Origin of the sequence: Streptomyces lancefieldiae (assembly GCF_031845825.1) — a bacterium.
In the GTDB taxonomy this organism is placed as follows: domain Bacteria; phylum Actinomycetota; class Actinomycetes; order Streptomycetales; family Streptomycetaceae; genus Streptomyces; species Streptomyces lancefieldiae.
Window position 1 is genome coordinate 100,144 of sequence record NZ_JAVRFH010000011.1, and the last position, 17,832, is coordinate 117,975.

Below are 17,832 nucleotides of genomic sequence, written 5' to 3' on the forward strand. Positions count from 1 at the left end.
GCGCGGCGAACGCCGGTACCACGGGCGACAGCCCGGCGAACGACAGCCCGGCAGCGGACGACAGCCCGGCAGACGACAATCCGGCGGTGGACGACAGCGCGACGGGCGCCGGTGCCGCGGGCGACAGCGCGGCAGACGACAGCCCGGCGGCGGACGACAGCGCAGCGAACGCCGGTCCCGCGGACGACAGCCCGGCAGACGACAATCCGGCGGTGGACGACAGCGCGACGGGCGCCGGTGCCGCGGGCGACAGCCCGGCGGCGGACGACAGCGCAGCGAACGCCGGTCCCGCGGACGACAGCCCGGCAGACGACAATCCGGCAGCGGGCGCCGGTGCCGCGGGCGACGGCGGTGCGGCGGCTCAGGTGTCCGAGGCCGAGGCCGAGCTGGCCGCTCAGCGGCTCGAGCGGGAACGGATCGAGCGGCGGAAGGCCGAGAAGCAGGCACCGATCGACGCCGGGGCCAAGCTCAGCGGCACGGCTGCCGACCTGCTCGCCGCGGTACGGGCCGTGGAAAGCGGCGAGAAGCCCCCGGCCACGGTCTTCGGCGACCCCACGCCCGCGCCGCGCCGTCCCGCCCCCGAGCCGGTACGGCCGCCGCGGCCGGCCCCGGCCGAGCCCGCCGCCGTGCTCGTGGGACCCGGGCCGGAGACCGTCCAGGCCGTGCGACGGGTGCTGGCCGAGGGCGGCGCGCCCGAGGCGCTCGCACCGCAGACCGCCGCGGCACTCGGCGAGGGCGCGCAGGAGGCTCTGCGCGCGGACCCCTGGCAGCTGCTGCGGGTGGGCGGGGTCCGGCCGGAGCAGGCCGACGGGTTCGCCCGGGCACTGCTCGGCGCGGAATGCGGTCCGGACGACGAACGGCGCGGCCGTGCGGTCACCGTGTGGCTGCTGGAACAGGCCGCCCTGGCCGGGCACACGGCCATCGAGCTGCCGCGGCTCACGGCCGCGCTGACCCAGCGGGGCGTGCCCGACCCCGACGCCGCCGTGCAGAGCGCGCTCACCGAGGGCGAGGCGCTGGCCTTCCAGGACGCCCTGGACGAGCCCGGTGCCTCCGCGCAGAGCCCGGCGGTCGGGACGGACGAGGAGGAGGGTGAGGGCGCGGAGCGCCCGGTCCGGGTGCTGGTCGGCCTGGAGCGGTACGCGCTCGCCGAGGAGAGCCTCGCCGACGGTCTGGCCCGGCTGGTCGTCTCGACGCCGAAGCACGACGGTTCCGCGGCGGACTGGGAGCGGGCCGCCGCCTCCGCGCAGGGTTCCGCCGGCGACCTGATCCGCGCGGTCGCCGGGCACGGACTGGTCCTGCACACCGGCGGGGAGGCCTCCCTGGCCGAGCCGGCCGCCCTGCTGCACGCCGCGCACACCCTCGGCCTGCGTGCCTGGGCCGCCGCGCACGGCCCGCTGGGCCGGGCCCGCTTCGCCGCCCTGCTGGGCGACCGTACGGCCGCACCGGACTCCGTCACCCGGGACGATGCCGTCCCGGGCGGCTCCGTCCCGGCCGGCCCCTCCGTCACCACCGTGGCCGGGCTGCTGGCCGGGGCCGAGGGGCCCGGGCGGGACACCGACGGAGCGCTGGACCTCGATCTGCTCGTCGTGCTCGACGCACCGCAGCTGGACGTCGAGACGGGTGCCCTGCTGGCCGAGTCGCTGCCGGACGGGGCACGGCTGGTGCTGGCCGGGGATCCGGCGGTGCTGTGGTCCGCGGGCCCCGGGCGGGTCTTCGCGGATCTGCTGGCGGCGCGGATCTGCCCCCAGATCGCCTCCCGGCGACCGGACCCGGGCCCGCTCGGCGAACTGGTCTCCGGCGTCGGCATCGGCGAGCTGGGCCAGGTGGAGGCCCCCGGCAAGGAGGTCGTGATCGTGCCGGTGCGGGACGCGGGCGAGGCCGTGCACCGCACCGTCCAGCTCGTCGCGGACTCGGTGCCGCGTGCGATCGGCGTCCCCGCCGAGCAGACCCAGGTGATCACGCCGGGCCACGGCGGCGCGGCCGGCACCCGGGCGCTCAACGCGGCGCTGAAGGAGCGGCTGAACCCCGGCCCCGGCCGCTTCGGCGGCTTCGACCCCGGTGACCGTGTCGCCTACTCCCCCGCGCCGGGCCGTACCCTGCCGGGCCGGGTGGTGAACGCGGACGCCGACGGGCTGCACCTGTCCTGCGGGGGCGAGGCCGTCGTCGTGCCGAAGGAGCGGGTGGAGCAGTCCGTACGGCACGGATGGGCACTGACCGCGCACCAGGCGGTGGGCGGCCGGTGGCCCGCGGTGGTCGTGGTCCTGCCCGGCGATGCCGCGCAGGCCCTCAGCCGTCCCTGGGTCTACACGGCGTTCGGCCGGGCCGCCCGTCATCTCTCCGTGGTGCACGGCGTGGAACAGGCGCTGCCGCACGCCGTGGCCGAGGTCCCGGCCAAGCCGCGCACGACCCGGCTGCCGGTGCTGCTCGCCCCGCAGGTCCCGGCGGCCGGGTGACCCCGGGCACCTGACTCCGGCGCTGCCCGGCCGTCCCGACCGCCCCGGCGAAAGCGACGGCGGCGGTCACAGGGGCGTCCCCGTGACCGCCGCCGTCATGCCGGCCGACCCGGCCGTCGCGGCTCTCGCCACTCAGCGATCGGCCCCCAGCCGAGCCGGCTCACCGTCCTCGTCCGTGTCCAGGTCCCCCTCCAGGTCCAGGTCCGCGTCATCGTCCGCGTCGTCGTCCTCGTCCGGATCCGTGACGAGGTCTTCCTCCAGGTCACCGATGTCGCCGTCCACGTCCGCGTCCGTGTCCACATCCGCGTCGTCACCGTCGTCGTCATCGATGTCGTCGTCGAACTCGTCGTCGAACACCGCGCTGACGTCGAAGCGACAGACCACTCGCTGCGGATCGGCCTGCTCGAACGGGGCCTCCAGCCACTCGCCGGGATCGGCGGGCTCGTCCGCGGCCGTCACCCAGAGTGTGGAGTCACCCTCCTCCAGGCCGAACTCCTTGTGCCGGGAGGCGATCTCGTCCGCCTCGAACTCCCCGAACAGGATGCCGACCGCCCCGTGGACCGTGCCTGAGGCGTCCGCCCCCGGCCCCCCGTCGTCCGCGGCCTCGATCCGCCGGGCCTGGGCCATCAGCCGCTGCGGCTCGGCCACGGCGTAGTCGCGGCGGATCAGGACGCTCAGCGCGTTCGGCTCCTCGGGGCCCGTGTACGGCGGCAGTGTGTCGTCCGCGCCGGGAATCTCGAACGGGGTGACCTCGTCGTAACGGTCGTAGAGCAGTTCGTCGTACGCCTCCGCGGCCGCGGCCAGCTGGTTGAACGCCTCGTAGACGGCCGGGTCGTCCTCCCCCGACCTGTGTTCGACCGCGACCAGGTGACGGTCGAGCGCTGTCTTGACCGCCTCGGCGGCGGCGCGTACCTCGGCAGCGGTGGGCTGCGCAGCATCAGACATAGTGCAGACGCTATCCGTACCGGGCCCCAGCCCGCACAATAGATTCGATGCCGGAATACGAATTTGTCGACGTGTACCTGCCGCGCGGGGTCACCCGCAAGGAGACCACACGTCTCCTGACGGACCACGCCGAGTACGGACACTGGGAGTTGTACCGCCTGACCCTGCTGCGCGACGGCAGCCGCAAGGTGCGGCTGCGCCGGCGGATCATCCGCCAGGTACGCGCCACCTGGTGAGCCGGTGACGGGGCTCGACCGGGTGAGGGCGACGGAGACGGAGCGGGCCCCGCCGGTGCCGGGGCCCGCTGCACGTGCCGCTCCGGCCGCGTCACGCCGAGGCGCGTGCCTTGCGGTACAGCACCGTGCCCGCGAGCAGCGCGCCCGCGCCCACCGGCAGGGCGAGGCCCAGGGGCAGGTCGCTGCCGGTCCGGGCGAGCTGGGCGGTGCCCCGGGGCTGGGTGACGGTGTGGGCGACCGGCTGGTTGACGTGCGGGGAGCCGCCCGCCGTCTCGTCGTCCGGGCCGGGCGGGTTGTCCGGGGCACCGGGGTGATCCGGGTTCCCGGGGTTCTCGGGGTTCCCGGGGTTCCCGGGTTCCTCGGGTGGCGTCTCCTGGTCGCCGCCGGGCGGCGTGGAGTGATCACCACCGCCCCCGTTGGCACAGTCGTTCCCGGTGGTCGGGTTGAGGGCGCCGACGACGTCGACGCTGTTGCCGCACACGTTCACCGGCACATGGACCGGCACCTCGACATGGTTGCCGGAGCCGACGCCGGGTGAGTCGGTGGCGTGCCCGTCGGCGTGCGAGCCCCCGTGTGAGCCCCCGTGGCTTCCGGACCCCCCGGAGCCTTGGGAGTCGCCGTGCCCGCCGGACGAACCGCCGCCCTGGTTGACGCACGCCGTGCCCATCGCCGGGTTGAGGATGCCGACCACGTCGACGGTGTTGCCGCAGATGTTCACGGGCACGTGCACCGGCGCCTGCACCGTGTTGCCGGACAGTACGCCGGGTGAATCCGAACTCGAGCCGTACGCCCCCGAGTCCGCGTGGGCGGCGCCGCCCGCGGCGGCGATCACGCCGGTGGCCGCCGCCATCGTCATCAGGCCCTTGCGGGTGACCTGTCGCATTTCCTGCATCCCTGCCTTGCCCTAGTCCCGTAGTACCGAGAATGCCGAGTACCGAGATTGCCGAGAATTCCGATGTGCCGTCGTTCCCCCGCCCCGGAGGTCCCTCAAAGGCCGTCGGCCCCGGAGCGCGTGGCGCGCGCTCCGGGGCCGGCAGACTCAGACCCTCATGGGGCGAGGCACAACGTCACTTGTTGACGCAGACGTTGCCGAAGGCGGGGTTCAGCAGGCCGATCACGGAGATCGTGTTGCCACAGGCGTTCACCGGGACGTGAACGGGCACCTGGACGACGTTGCCGGAAAGGACGCCGGGCGAGTGCACGGCGGCACCCTGGGCGCCGGAGTCGGCGGTGGCCATGCCCGCACCCGCGAGAACCAGACCACCGGTGGCTGCCGCGACGGCGACGACCTTCTTGAGCATTATTCCTCCTAGTTGGCAAAAGCGATCCAGGTTGCTGATCGCATTACTTGTAACGAGGAGGGAGTAATGAGGCTACGAGCTTATGAGCGTATTCATCCGTCCAGGGCGCCTCCCGTACGTGCGACCGAATACCGGCGAACGCGGTGACCGATGAAGTCGCGTTCCGCCGGGCCGATCTCGGCGGACCGGTTCAGGACGCGTCGATGAAGCGGTCGAGCACCCGCACGCCGAACTGCAGCCCCTCCACCGGCACTCGCTCGTCCACCCCGTGGAACATGCCCGCGAAGTCCAGCTCCGGCGGCAGCTTGAGCGGCGCGAAGCCGAAGCCCCGGATGCCGAGGTCGTCGAAGGACTTGGCGTCCGTACCGCCCGAGAGCATGTACGGGATGGCCTTCGCGGCCGGGTCCTCCGCCACCAGCGCGGACTGCATCGCGTCCACGAGAGCTCCGTCGAACGTGGTCTCGACGGCCTTGTCGGAGTGGACGTCCTCGCGCCGCACCTTCGGCCCGAGGATCCGGTCGAGGTCGGCGAGGAACTCCTCCTCGTGTCCGGGCAGGAACCGCCCGTCGACGTGCGCGGTCGCCTCGCCCGGGATGACGTTGACCTTGTAGCCCGCGCCGAGCTGCGTGGGGTTGGCGGTGTTGCTCAGGGTCGCGCCGATGAGCTTGGCGATGCCGCCGAGCCGGGCGAGGGTCCCCTCCATGTCCTCCGGGTCGAGCTCGGTCCCGAGGGCATCACCCAGTTCGTCGAGGAAGGCCCGGGTCGTCTTCGTGACGCGGACGGGGAACGTGTGCCGGCCGAGACGCGCGACCGCCTCCGACAGCTCGGTGATGGCGTTGTCGCGGTGGATCATCGATCCGTGCCCGGCGGTGCCGGCCACGGTCAGCTTCATCCAGTGCATGCCCTTCTCGGCCGTCTGGATCAGGTAGAGGCGGCGCTGCTCGCTCACGGTGAAGGAGAAGCCCCCCACCTCGCTGATCGCCTCGGTGACGCCCTCGAAGAGGTCGGGGTGGTGGTCGACCAGGTGGCGCGCGCCGTACGTGCCGCCCGCCTCCTCGTCCGCGAGGAACGCCAGCACGATGTCCCGGGGCGGCTTGCGCCCGCTGCGCAGCCGGTCGCGGACGACCGCGAGGGTCATCGCGTCCATGTCCTTCATGTCGACCGCGCCGCGCCCCCACACGCACCCGTCCGCGATCTCCCCGGAGAACGGGTGGTGGGTCCAGTCGTCCGCGTTGGCGGGGACGACGTCGGTGTGCCCGTGGATGAGCAGCGCGGGCCGGGACGGGTCCTCACCCTCGATCCGGGCCACTGTGGAGGCGCGCCCGGGGTGGGACTCGAAGATCCGCGGTTCGAGTCCCACCTCGGCGAGCTTCTCGGCGACGTACTCGGCCGCCTTGCGCTCGCCCGGGCCCGAGTGGTCGCCGTAGTTACTGGTGTCGATCCGGATCAGCTCGCGGCAGAGGTCGACGACCTCGTCCTCGCCGGTGACGCTCCTGGCCGTGCCCGACTCGCTCACGTGCTTCCTCCCGCTGTCACTGCTGCTTGTCACTGCTGATGTCACTGCTGCTTGTCACTGCTGATGTCACTGCTGGTGGGTCCCCCTCATCCTCCCCCTCCGGCCGTCCGCGCCCAAGGAGGGGTGATCGGCCACCCCGGAAAGCCTGGTAATGTTTACGTCGTCGCCGCGGGGAACACCCCGCACGACAGACACCTTGTCCGGGTGGCGGAATGGCAGACGCGCTAGCTTGAGGTGCTAGTGCCCTTTATCGGGCGTGGGGGTTCAAGTCCCCCCTCGGACACCAGCAAGATTGATGAAGGGCCCTTGGTGACCAAGGGCCCTTCATTGTTCCCGTCGCGCCGGTGACTTCCCGCGAGCCGACATGAACCAGGTCAGATACCAGACAGAAGAGCTGTACGAACCTCTGGGTCACGCAGCAGAGCAAGGGCTTCGGACTCATCCACGAAGATGTCTTCGGCACCAGGGGCGAGCGCCTGGTGGAACATGGCATGGACGACGTCGGCAGTCGGCTGTTCCCAGATGGTGGCCGCGCAGTCCGCGGCGTCCTCAAGGTCACCCTTGTCGACGGCGACGCGCCATTCCCGCAGCAGGAGCGGGGTGATCCGGTAGGCGTTGAGACGTCCTCGGACGAGAATGCCTCGGTTGAGACCGAAGACCTTGACCGTCTCCTTACCCTTGTCCGTGAGGTGCACGTACACGCCGGTGCCGAGCGAAAGGTGCAGGTGTGCTGCGGGGTCCTCACTGCTCGGGTCGATGAGCAGGGGTGTGCCGTCGGCGGCGAGCGGGAAGACGTCGCGCTTCAGGTGGCTGTTGCACAGGGAGCACGCCAGGAGGTGGTTGCTCCAGTCGAAGGTCCGTAACGGATTCTCACGGAGGGGCTCGAAGTGGTCGATGTCCGTGCCCTGGTTGTCCCCGCAGTACATGCAGCGTTCCAGGCCGGGCGCCATCTCCGCCAGGGCTGTGCGCAGGGCCGGGTGTACGTGCCTCCGTACAGTCGTGTGCTCCCATAACTGCTTCGCCCGCTGCCGTGGGACGGGGGCCTGTCTGATGTCGTCCGTGTGACCGGACATTGCCGTCAGAGTCTGCTGCGGGAGGATCCCTCGCGTGATGCGGATCACGAATCACCCCGCGTGCGGCTCGAGTGGCGCCGGACCGTGATCTCGTCGACGCGGGTCGCCGGGGAACTGGTCAGCTTGCGCTTCAGAGCCCGATAGTGGGCCTTCTCCTCCTCGTTGGCACGGCCGCGCACCACGTCCAGTTCCAGGGCGATGAGCTCCTCCCGCTTCTGCTCGGCCTTCTCCGAGTAGGGGGTGTCGAGCCCGAACAGGTCGGAGAGGACCGCGTCGTCCCCGCTGCCGAAGATGATGCGGTCGTAGAGGTGCTCGGGCACGACTTCCACCGGGCTGTCCTCGTCCGGGCCCGGGAGCCGGATCAGGCCGCCCGGGTCGGCCGCCTGGCAGATGTACGGGCTGTGCGTGGTGACGATGAACTGGATGTTCGGGAAGTGCGCCTTCAGCCAGCCACCGATCCGCTTCTGCCAGGAGACGTGCAGATGGGCGTCGATCTCGTCGATGATGACGACTCCCGAACTCGACACGTTCGGAGCACCGCCCGTCGTGTCGAGAACGAGTTCGCCGTAGGCGTCGTGGATCTGCTTGAGGATGTCCACGACCAGGGCAGCCACCGTGCGGTAACCGTCGCTCATCTCGCGCAGCGGGAATTTGTGATTCCGGTTTATGACCCACAGGCCCTCGGAGTCGACGCTGTCGACGCGGTAGTCGTCGGGGAGCAGATCGTCACCGAGGATGGCCAGGGCGGCAGCCTTGAGGTCTTGGGCGCCCTCGCGGTCCTCGAAGGCACGCAGATGCTGCTCGATGAGCCAGCTCACGCCCTCCGCCAGAGAGGCGTCCTCGTGGAAGAGGCTGGTCAGCCGAGCAACAGGGCCCGAGCTGGACATCAGCCGTTGGATGTCGCTGGAGCCGCCGGCCAGTCTACGGAAGGGCCCGTACCCCGCGCAGAACCATCCCACGGGGTTGTCGGCCCACGGACCGCGCAGGGCGACGGGGCGCTCCTTCTGGTAACCGATGGGCATCAGCGACGGCTGGCCGGTCCTGCTGGCCCCCGGCTTGCCGGACAGCGACCCTTCATTCGATGCGGTCCACCGCAGCCCGGCCCAGATGGGCAGGGCCGGACGCCTTCCCGTCGTGAACTCGTCGTCCTCGGCGTCGTGGACCAGGCAGACCTCCGCCTTCGCCACCCTTTCGTTCCTGGCGACCCAGGTGTCGAACCCGGGGACGAGACTCCGGGCGACGGCCGGTCCGCTGACCGCCAGGGCGAGCGCGCGCAGCAGCGTCGTCTTACCCGAGCCGTTTCGGCCGGCCAGTACCGTCCAGCCCGCATAGGAGCCGTCAGGTCGGGTCAGGTCCAGGTCGACTGTGCGCGCACCGTGGAACGACCTGATGTTCCGTAGGCGCAGATTCTTGAGGTACATATCCCGTCCGCCCGCATCCCGTTCTGAGGTGAGAGCCGCACAGCAGTCGGCTCCGCGGCGACTGTAACGTGCTGCTCCGACAAATCACCCCAGGTCAGTGACCACCCTCCAGGAATGGGCTGCGTTTGCCAGCCCACGTGATGGCGAGTTGTTCGCGCGCCCTGGTGGCTGCCACGAACAGCAGGGAGCGTTCGCGCTGCAGGTCACGCTCGTGCTGCAGACGGTCCTCGGACACGGGAGTCATCGCACCGGGCTGGGGCACGTGGTCCGCGCCCACGCCGATGATCGCGACCGCTCGGTACTCCAGCCCCTTGATCCGGTGCATCGTCATCACATGCACTCCGGAACCGATCTCCGGGGTCTGCCGTGACATCACCTGGACGGCCTTGATGCCCGCGCCGTTCAGCGCTTCCACCGCCGCCTTGACGAGCTTGTTGGTCCGGGCCGTGACGACGATCTCGTCCTCCTTCAGCCCTTCGCCCAGCCAGCCCTCGATCCGGGTGATCAGTCCGGCGAGCTCGGCGGCCGTGGAGGGGTGCTCGACGAGCTCCGGCCTGGCTCCCCCGAGGACGGACCGGTAGCCCGCCAGGTCCTCGGTCGAGTCGTCTAGGTCATCGAACTTCGCGTCGCCCAGCAGGCTCAGGGAGGTGGCGAGGATCTGCCGGGTCGTGCGGTAGTTCAAGGTGAGCCGCTTGGAGCGTCCGCCTCGCACGTTGATGCCGTGGGCGCTCAGCGGGGTCTGGTTGCCGTAGATCCTCTGGTGGGCGTCGCCGACGATGAACAGGTCGTCCTCGCCGTCCGGAACCAGTGCCCGCAGCAGCTTCCAGTGTGCGGCGTGCAGGTCCTGGGCCTCGTCCACGACGATGTGCCGGTACGGGCGCGTCTCGTCGTTCCAGCCGGAGGCGATCCGGGCGGCCTGGGCGGCGAGCTGGGTGACGCCTACCTCGCCGGCCGCGTCCAGGCGGTGTTCGAAGGCTTCGATCAGCCCCCACACCTGGGCGCGCTCGGGGCGGTTGAGGCGTCGGCCACGGCCGGCCCGGCTGGCGGCGAAGTACTCGTCGCGGCTGCGTACGTCCTGGGCCAGGACGACCTGCTTCCATTCCGCTTCGAGGAAGCGTGCGTCCCAGCGGTGTGACTGCTGCTCGTCGGCGACTTCCTCCCAGCGCTTGCGGATCTCGTCGTCACCGAGCGGCTTCGGGGTCTTGGTACCGAAGATGTCCTTGGCTATGCCGTAGGAGACCTTGTCGATGTTGCGGACGTCGACCTTCGCCGCGAGCTGTGCGCCGCCGAGGTCCTCCAGCAGGGAGCGCAGCAGCTCGGCGAGGGTGGTGGTGTAGGTGGTGAGCAGGATCGCCTGACCCGGCGGCATCCGTTCGGCCAGGGCCTTGACCCGGTGGAGGGCCACGACGGTCTTGCCCGTGCCGGGGCCGCCGGTGACGCGCACCGAGCCCTTGTTGGGGGTCTTGCGCTCGGCCAGGGCGCGCTGTGCCGGGTGCAGGAAGATCCGCCAGGCCGACAGCGGTTCGGACATGATTTGCTTGAACTCGGCGACGTCACCAGTGATGACGAACGACTCCTTGGTCGCCGGACGTTCGTTGGCGGCCTCGTAGTCCTCCGGATCGATGGTGTCGCTGGTGGCGGCCACCGAGCTGACCTGCTCCCAGACCTGCTCGACGGTCATGCCGTCGGCGAGGCAGAGGATCACGTCCCGGGCGAGTTTCGGCAGGTGTTCGACGAAGCCGAGGATGGCGTCGACGCTGCGGATCTCCCGTAGGGCGGGGACGACCGAGGGGTGGACGCCGAGCCGGTCGAAGTCCGCGCCGGAGACCTCGGCGAAGACCGACGGCTCGGTCTGCTCGGCGGGAGCCTTGGCGGGCTGTCCGCCGAGGGTGCCCTCGACACTCGCCAGGTTGATCAGTTCGACGCCGCCGGTGACCTTGTTGATGTCGAAGATAATGTGGGAGGCGAGGGTGTAGGCGTCGTCGTGCGGTAGCACCGCCACCAGGTAGTAGATCCGGTCGGCGTAGTGCATCAGCACGGCCCGGAAGTTGTCGTTGATCCTGGCCGTGCGGACCCGCTTGTCCCGGCCGCCCTTCGGCGGCTTGAGGTTGAGTCCGTTGGCGTCCGGGTCGCGCTGCATCTTCATGATGAACTGCAGCACCTGCGCCTGGACGGCTCCGTCCAGGGCGTCGTAGTACTTGCCGAAGACGTCAGCCATGACGACCTGGGCCTTGGACATCAGCGGTTCTCCAAACGCTCGGCCAGCTCGGCCACATCAACAGTTTCCGCGTGGGCGACGTGCCAGCCGGCCGCCGCGAACGCCGCGTCCCGGTCCTCGTTCGTGTCGAGGAAGACCGCCACCCTGGCGTCGGGCCAGGCGAGTTCCGCCTGGTCCGGCATCCGCTCGTCGAGCTCGAAGCCGACCTCCGGCGCGCCGTAGCGGCGCGTGTGGGCTTCCTTGACCAGGGCGAACAGCAGTTCCTCGACCTGGGGCGCGGCCCACTCGACCGCTTCCGCCCAGGGCTGCGGCAGCTGCTCGGGTACGCCGCTCGTGGTGGGCAGCGCGCCCGCGAGCAGGGCGACCGCGTGCGCGTCCACCTGTGCGGCCGTGGACACGGCCACCTGGTGGAACGAGCGCGGGAGTGCGGGGCCGTGGGTGCCGGTCAACAGTTGCAACAGGTTGGACCAGCGCAGCCAGTCGGCCCAGCGCCGGCGGTGGGCGGGCTCGGCGACGGCCTCGTCGCGGTCGTCCAGGACGGTGAAGGCCGACCAGGCGGACATTCCGGGCTGTCCGGTCGAGGGCTCGGCCCGCCGGTCGAGCAGGCCGATGACGCGCAGTCCGCCCGGTGTGCGGGCGTCCAGTGCCATGGCGTCGGGGGCTACCTGACCTGCGGGGGTGGGCAGGAGCTCGCCGGCCAGTATCCGCGACAGTCGTTCGCCCGCGGCCTGCCGGTCGACCGGCTGCCGCGACGCCCCGCCCCCGGCGAAGCCGCCGATGAGGGCGGCGGCCTTGCGGGACCACCTCTCCGCGTCGGGGTCGGCGAGTACCGCCAGCAGGGTCTCGATCGGGTTGCGCAGCACCGGGTCCAGGGTGTCCTCCGAGCGCGGACCGCCGATCAGGGACTGGTGGATCTGCCGGGCCGTCCGCAGCGCGTTGTCGCCGAGGAGCGGTTCCGCGGGCGTGCGTACCTCGCGGTCGGCCGAGGTCCCCTCCACGGCCGCCCTCCAGGCCATGACGTCGGCGTGGGTGAACTGCCACACCTGCGTGCCGTCGGCCCGCAGCGCTTCGCGCTTGGCCGCGTCGTCGGCGATCCGGTTGATGCCGGCGCTGGCGTGGTAGGCGTAGCCGTCGAGGAAGACCGCGATGCGGGTGGAGGGCCCGTCGATCCGGGTCAGCAGGTAGTCCGGTTCGCTGGGCGCGGAGGTCAGCTGGCGTACGTGGTCCTGGAAGAGCCAGCGGGTGGTGCCGCCGTCGGGCCGGGTGAAGCGCAGCTCGTACTCCATGCCGCGCTCACCGGCGCGGGGCGTCACCGTGCCGGTCTCCTGCGGGCGGCTGCCCCACTCGACGAGGGTGCGGACGAACTGGGCCTCCAGTTCGCTGTCGGCGAGCTGGTCGATGCGCACGCCGGACAGGGTGTCGACGTCCTCGGTGTCCCAGTCGGTGAGGATCTCGTCGAGGAGTTCCCTGGCGACGCGCAGCGAGGCGTGGGGGTGCTCGTCGCTTCTGACGTGCGGCAGCAGGCAGCGGTGGCAGGGGGTGCGGACGTTCTCCTTGCCGCAGGGGCAGTCCCGCAGCGCGGTCTGGGCGAGGGTCAGCACTCGGTGCAGCACGGTGCGGTCGGCGAGGTGTTCCAGGTAGCCCGTGCCGCCGGGCATGGAGTCGTGCAGGACGAGGAACCGGCGGCGCAGTTCCTGCATGCCGCCCGGCATGGTGGCGGTGACGACCCGCAGGTGGTCGGGGGCGCCGCCGAAGTGCTTGGTGATGCCCAGCAGCAGCGCCGCCTTGAACGACACCAGCCGGGTCTCCAGGTGCAAGGTGGAGAAGGGCAGCAGGATCCGCAGCGCCTGGGTCGTCAGCTCGTGTGCGAGGACGAGCCGCTGTACCGGTTCGGCGTCGATCCCGTCGTCCTTGTGACCGCACCAGTACGCGTGCCGGGTGCCGATCCGCTGGGCGTTGCGGTCCCACGCCTGGGGGTGCACGCCGCGTACGGCCCCGCACTCCAGGCAGGTCTCGAAGCCGGGGACCTGGACCTGCTCCCCCGCGATCTGGTGCTCGGGTCCCGCGACGGCGGCCGGGCCGAGGTTCAGGGTGCGGATGGTCGCCTCCCGCGCGAACTCGACACCGAACGGCAGGTCCCCCTTCCGCTTCCAGGCCCGCAGTCCCTGGGGCTGGTCCGGGTCGATGTCGACCAGTGTGAGGTCGGAGAACCGGCGCCGTTCGCGCTCGTCGCGCTCGTCGGTGAGCCGTGCGTCCTCGCGGCGTTCGCGGGCGGTGACGCGTTCGGGCACGAGGACGGTGTGGAGAGAACCCGGGTCGCCGATCTGCGCGGCCTGACAGCGCGGGCAGGCAGTCAGGTCGGGGCCGCTCTCCGCGGTGGCGACGTAGCCGCACTCGGGGCACAGCCGCCACTGGGCGTAGGCGGTGTCGCCCTCGCTGGCGCCCAGGTCGACGCCGTTGACGATGTACTTGTAGCCGTCGCTGTGGAAGGTGTTGCCGGGTGCGAGTTCCAGCAGGCCGGTGCGCGAGCCGCGTCCGTACTCGGTCAGTTTCTCCTGGAACTCGCCGTCGGCGTCCTTCCACCACAGTGTCGCGTCCAGGAGCGTGGCGTCGTCGTGGAGCGTGTAGTTGGGCAGCAGGCCGAGCCGGACCATGGCGTTGACCGAGTTCTCGCCGACCAGGGCGTCCCGGCGCTTGTTGACGGACCTGCGCTCTGCGTAGAGCTGGCGGCGCTGTTCGTCGCGTTCGCGGTCGCCGGAGGCGGTGGACAGGGCGTCGAAGGCGCGGCCGATCTGCCGGGAGCGGGAGCGCAGCGCCTCCAGGCGCTTGCGCCAGGCGGTGGCGGCCTTGCCCACCGACTCCTCCAGCTTCAGTCCGGCGAACTGCCGCAGCCCCTGCTCGGCCTCCGGCGACATGGCGGGGAAAAGCGCAATGAAGGCGGAGGCCAGTTCGGTGTGGCGGGCCTGGGCGACGTCCAGGAAGCGGCGGAACCAGCCGTCTGCCGCCAGCCCTCGGGTGAAGAGCGCGCCGATGCGGTGTGGCATGGGCTCCTCGGGCATCGCCGTCCCCTGCCACAGGCTGCGGTCGGCGGCCCGGTCCAGCAGGTACGCCAGGTACTGGCGGTGCAGGATCTCGGAGGCGTCGAGGTAGCAGTCCGGCGGGATGATCCGCCCGGCGAGCATCTGCTCGGGTGCGTGCAGGTAGTACTGGTTGCGGGCGCCGCGCGGGACGAAGGTGACGGTGAGCGAGTTGCCGGTGCTGCGTCCGGCGCGGCCGATGCGCTGCGCGTAGTTTGCGGGCGCGGGAGGCAGGGAGGCCAGCAGTACGGCGGACAGGTCGCCGATGTCGATGCCGAGTTCGAGGGTCGGCGTGCAGGTCAGGACGTTCGGGTCGAAGGGCGCGCGGCGCAGTTTGAAGGCCTGCTCGACCTCCTCACGGCGGGCCCGGCTCAGCGCACCTGTGTGCTCGGCGGTGAGGACGTCCCCGGGCCGGTCGACGGTGTAGAGGCGGCGGTAGTAGTCGTCCCGGTAATCGCGGTCGTCGGTGGTGAAGGTGCCGGTGCACTGGAAGCGCAGGCACGGGGTGCCGAGCCAGTCGTCGCGCCGGCCGGGCGGCACGGTGTGGCGCCAGGTGCAGCTGTCGCAGCGGACGCCGTAGTCGTTGACGGCGGCGCCGTAGGCGTCGTCGGGTGACGACGGGTCGGTGGCGAGGCTGTGCACCATGATGGTGCGCGGCCGCAGCGCGAAGACGGTCGAGCCGCCGTCGCCGGGGTAGGTGGCCAGCACCTCGCGCTGGGCCAGCAGCTTCATCGCCTGTTCGGCGACGGCGCGGGCCTCGTGTCGCGTGCAGCCGAGGGCCCGGTGGCCCCAGTCGGCGAACCAGGTGTTGTCGCGGTTGAGCGAGTCGAAGTCGGACGTCCCGAGTTTGCCGAGGATCGGGAAGGTCGGTGCGGCGAGGCCGCGTGGGAAGGCGGGCATCCCGGTGGGCCGTCCGCCCCAGATCGGCCAGCGGCGGGCGCCGGCCTGCGCGATGTACTCCTTCAGCCAGGGGTGGAACAGCGCGCCGCGCAGCCGCATCCGCTCGAGGAGCCCGCGCAGGTAGACCTGGTACGCGGTGTCGTCGGCGGGGAGCGTGATCTGTCCGGGGAGGCGCTGGTGGGCCTCCCGCAGCAGCGCGGCGACGGTGGCGGCGTCGGGCAGCTCCACCTCGACGGCGGTGGTGCGGGTCAGTTCGAGGGTGCGGCCGAGGCGGGAACGCAGGCCGAACTCCATCAGGGTCTGGAAGACCATGCGGTCCTGCAGCATGTACGCGCCCGCATCACTGAAGCCCTCGCCAGTGAGGAGGGTGCGGATCTCCGGGTTGTCCCGCAGGTCGGGCGGGACGATCGAGGCGAGCTTGCTCCGCTCGCCCTTCTCGGCGGCCGTCACGACTGCCTCGGCGGCGTCGGTGGCGAGATCGTGCACGGCGACGGGGACGCCCGGCTTGAGCTGCTCGGCGAGCAGGCCGCGGAAGGTGAAGCCGAAGCTGCGGTTGGCGATGAACGCGGCCCGGTGCGTGGCGTCCTGCACGGAGTCGGTGAAGACGAGCAGCTTGCGTTCGTCGTCGGTCAGGCCCCGGTCGGAGAAGAGCTGGGTGGTGGTGACGGAGGCGAGGGTGGCGGTTCCCGCACCGAGGAAGCGCATGCCGTCGGAGAGGTCGCAGGACGGGCACCGGTCGCCCGCGCCGGCGGGGATCGGCCCAGGGACGGTGAGCACGGGCACGGTCTCGCTGCTGGAGACGGTCCGCAGCTCGCCTTCCTCGGGGTGCAGGAAGACGGGGGTGTGCTCGCCGGGCCTAGCGCGGATCATCCAGCGCACGGCCCGGTTGTTCTGGGCAGAGGCGCGGTAGATCTCCAGCGGCTTGGTCTTGAGCTGCTGCCACTCCAGGTCCGTGGAGAGCGCCGCCCAGCCCGAGCGTCCGCAGTGGCGGCAGTACACGGCGGGGAGATGGGCCCGGTAGGCCGGTCCGACGGGCCGGACGAACCGGGCGGGCGCATCGGTGCCAGCGCTTTTGTCCGCTTCGGCGTCGGCGGTGCTGTCCACTTCGGCGGCGGGGTAGATGGCGAGGTTGGCCGGGTTGGGCTGGGTGTCTCCAGTGGGGCCGTCGTCGTCGAACCAGCGGAAGTGCGGGGTCGCCGTCGCGGCGCGGATGACACGGCGCACCTCGCGCACCCAGAGCTGGGCCTCGACGCGCAGGAACGGGCCGACGCGGCCGGTGTCAGGGTCCTCGGCTCGGGCGGTCGACACGAGGGCGAGGAGCCGGGCGAGGCCGGTCGCGACCAGGTCGACGTCCGTACGGGCCGCCTCGTCCCAGGCCGCGCCACCGCCGCGCTTGGCGAACTCCCGGGCGATGTCCGGGACGGTGACGGGGAGGTCTCCGGCGACGTCGAGGAGGGCCCGGATGAGGTTGTGCTGGCGGAGCTTCCGGCCGAGCTCGACGGGGTCGGCGAAGTCCATGCCGACGACGAGTTCCGCCAGTCGGTGGATGGCGGTGGGGTCGTCGAGGGGGTCGGGGACCGCGGCGAGGTCGGCCGGTGAGGGGACGGGGAGGAGGAAGTCCGGTTCGGCGACGAAGTCGGCGGGTGACTGGCGGTCCTCGCCGATGAGGGCGGTGTCGGGGAAGGGCGTTCCGAAGACCTTCTCGGCGAATTCGAGGAGCAGTTCGCGGTCCGACTTCTGCGGGCCGTCGGCGTCCGGGGCGACCTCGTCGGCGGGGGCGCCGCCGCCGAGGGTGGCGGAGGTGGCGACGGGGGTGATCGTGCCGAGCGGGCGGCCCGGTTCCGCCTTGCCGGTGGCGGCGCCGAGGCGGCGCAGCAGCATGGCGACGTCGGTGCCCTGGGCGCCGTCGTAGGTGTGAAACTCGTCCAGGACGACGTAGGTCAGCCCGCCGTCCTTCCAGAGCGGGACGTCCGGGACGCGCTGGAGGAGGAGGTCCAGCATCTTGTAGTTGGTGAGGAGGAGGTCCGGTGGATTGGCCCGGATCGCCTCACGGTCGGTGATCAGGCGGCTGTCGGGCGACAGCTGGGCGGGGGTGATCGTGCTCGCGCCGGCCTCGCGGGCGTAGGAGCCGGGGGCGTCCTCGTCCTCGTCCTCCGGGGGACGGTTGCCGGCGGTTCCGCCGATGTAGACGCCGGCGGTGACGGAGGAGAGGGCGGGGTTCTTGGCGAGCAGGTCGTCGATACGGCGGGCCTGGTCGTCGGCCAGCGCGTTCATCGGGTAAAGCAGGAGGGCCTTGACGCCCTTCACTCCGGCGGCTCGGGCGCGGGCGCAGTGGTCCAGGATCGGGATGAGGAACGACTCCGTCTTGCCGGAGCCGGTGCCGGTGGTGACGATCGTCGGCTCGGGGGCGTGGCCCGACTTGCTGGACAGGCGTTGCCAGGCGGCGGCCTGGTGGGTGTAGGGGCGCAGGTCGGGGTGCCAGTCGAGGGCCTTCTCCCAGCCGGGGGGCGCCTCCCGGAAGGGGGTACGGACACGGAGGTACGGGCCCCGGAAGAGCCTGCTCTCCGGCCGCTCCAGGAACGCCTCGAGCTCCTCGCGGACGTCGTCGTCGGCGAGCGCGAAGCTCGTCGTCAGGTACGCGGCGAGGGCACGACGCAGATCCTCGGCGGCCAGAGAGGGAAGCATGGCGGTG

The 17,832-nt window shown here is 71.6% G+C and carries 10 protein-coding genes and 1 tRNA gene; 3 read left to right on the forward strand and 8 right to left on the reverse strand.

What is annotated here, in order from left to right; genetic code table 11:
- The first annotated feature begins 86 nt into the window (after positions 1–86).
- Positions 87–2,453, forward strand: coding sequence for a helix-hairpin-helix domain-containing protein (locus RM812_RS13900; RefSeq protein ID WP_449657841.1), 2,367 nt, complete (start codon positions 87–89; stop codon positions 2,451–2,453).
- A gap of 132 nt (positions 2,454–2,585) precedes the next feature.
- On the opposite strand, the gene RM812_RS13905 is transcribed toward RM812_RS13900, so the two are convergent.
- Positions 2,586–3,398 carry a hypothetical protein gene (locus RM812_RS13905; protein WP_311572817.1) on the reverse strand — a complete coding sequence of 271 codons (813 nt, stop codon included), beginning with the start codon at positions 3,396–3,398 and terminating at the stop codon, positions 2,586–2,588.
- 47 nt (positions 3,399–3,445) lie between these two features.
- Between RM812_RS13905 and RM812_RS13910 the strand changes: the two genes are divergently transcribed.
- Positions 3,446–3,634 carry a DUF5703 family protein gene (locus RM812_RS13910; protein WP_311572818.1) on the forward strand — a complete coding sequence of 63 codons (189 nt, stop codon included), beginning with the start codon at positions 3,446–3,448 and terminating at the stop codon, positions 3,632–3,634.
- A 91-nt stretch (positions 3,635–3,725) separates the two neighbouring features.
- Here the strand turns inward: RM812_RS13910 and RM812_RS13915 are convergent, their stop codons facing one another.
- From RM812_RS13915 to RM812_RS13925, 3 genes are all read right to left on the reverse strand, one after another.
- Complete coding sequence (locus RM812_RS13915; protein ID WP_311572819.1) at positions 3,726–4,517, reverse strand: chaplin; 792 nt, start codon at positions 4,515–4,517, stop codon at positions 3,726–3,728.
- Positions 4,518–4,701: 184 nt separating this feature from the next.
- Positions 4,702–4,935 carry a chaplin ChpH gene (gene chpH / locus RM812_RS13920; RefSeq protein ID WP_311572820.1) on the reverse strand — a complete coding sequence of 78 codons (234 nt, stop codon included), beginning with the start codon at positions 4,933–4,935 and terminating at the stop codon, positions 4,702–4,704.
- Between the two features lie 190 nt (positions 4,936–5,125).
- Positions 5,126–6,451, reverse strand: coding sequence for a M20/M25/M40 family metallo-hydrolase (locus RM812_RS13925; protein WP_311572821.1), 1,326 nt, complete (start codon positions 6,449–6,451; stop codon positions 5,126–5,128).
- Between the two features lie 198 nt (positions 6,452–6,649).
- Here RM812_RS13925 and RM812_RS13930 point away from each other — a divergent pair.
- Positions 6,650–6,737: transfer RNA gene (locus RM812_RS13930), tRNA-Leu, on the forward strand.
- An 88-nt stretch (positions 6,738–6,825) separates the two neighbouring features.
- On the opposite strand, the gene RM812_RS13935 is transcribed toward RM812_RS13930, so the two are convergent.
- From RM812_RS13935 to RM812_RS13950, 4 genes are all read right to left on the reverse strand, one after another.
- The gene (locus RM812_RS13935) at positions 6,826–7,524 is read right to left on the reverse strand and encodes an HNH endonuclease (RefSeq protein ID WP_311572822.1); all 699 of its coding nucleotides are present in this window, start codon (positions 7,522–7,524) and stop codon (positions 6,826–6,828) included.
- Positions 7,525–7,568: 44 nt separating this feature from the next.
- Positions 7,569–8,945, reverse strand: a complete 1,377-nt coding sequence (locus RM812_RS13940; RefSeq protein WP_311572823.1) for an AAA family ATPase — start codon at positions 8,943–8,945, stop codon at positions 7,569–7,571.
- Between the two features lie 94 nt (positions 8,946–9,039).
- Positions 9,040–11,184 carry a UvrD-helicase domain-containing protein gene (locus RM812_RS13945; protein ID WP_311572824.1) on the reverse strand — a complete coding sequence of 715 codons (2,145 nt, stop codon included), beginning with the start codon at positions 11,182–11,184 and terminating at the stop codon, positions 9,040–9,042.
- Positions 11,184–17,825, reverse strand: coding sequence for a DEAD/DEAH box helicase (locus RM812_RS13950; RefSeq protein WP_311572825.1), 6,642 nt, complete (start codon positions 17,823–17,825; stop codon positions 11,184–11,186). Before RM812_RS13950 ends, RM812_RS13945 begins: the two co-directional genes overlap by 1 nt.
- Between the last annotated feature and the right edge of the window lie 7 nt (positions 17,826–17,832).

Bases quoted from the DNA above. Each gene is read 5' to 3' on its own strand.
- RM812_RS13915 (WP_311572819.1), bottom strand. From the start codon at position 4,517: ATGCGACAGGTCACCCGCAAGGGCCTGATGACGATGGCGGCGGCCACC.
- RM812_RS13910 (WP_311572818.1), top strand. From the start codon at position 3,446: ATGCCGGAATACGAATTTGTCGACGTGTACCTGCCGCGCGGGGTCACC.
- chpH (WP_311572820.1), bottom strand. From the start codon at position 4,935: ATGCTCAAGAAGGTCGTCGCCGTCGCGGCAGCCACCGGTGGTCTGGTT.
- RM812_RS13935 (WP_311572822.1), bottom strand. From the start codon at position 7,524: ATGTCCGGTCACACGGACGACATCAGACAGGCCCCCGTCCCACGGCAG.
- RM812_RS13950 (WP_311572825.1), bottom strand. From the start codon at position 17,825: ATGCTTCCCTCTCTGGCCGCCGAGGATCTGCGTCGTGCCCTCGCCGCG.
- RM812_RS13945 (WP_311572824.1), bottom strand. From the start codon at position 11,184: ATGTCCAAGGCCCAGGTCGTCATGGCTGACGTCTTCGGCAAGTACTAC.
- RM812_RS13940 (WP_311572823.1), bottom strand. From the start codon at position 8,945: ATGTACCTCAAGAATCTGCGCCTACGGAACATCAGGTCGTTCCACGGT.
- RM812_RS13905 (WP_311572817.1), bottom strand. From the start codon at position 3,398: ATGTCTGATGCTGCGCAGCCCACCGCTGCCGAGGTACGCGCCGCCGCC.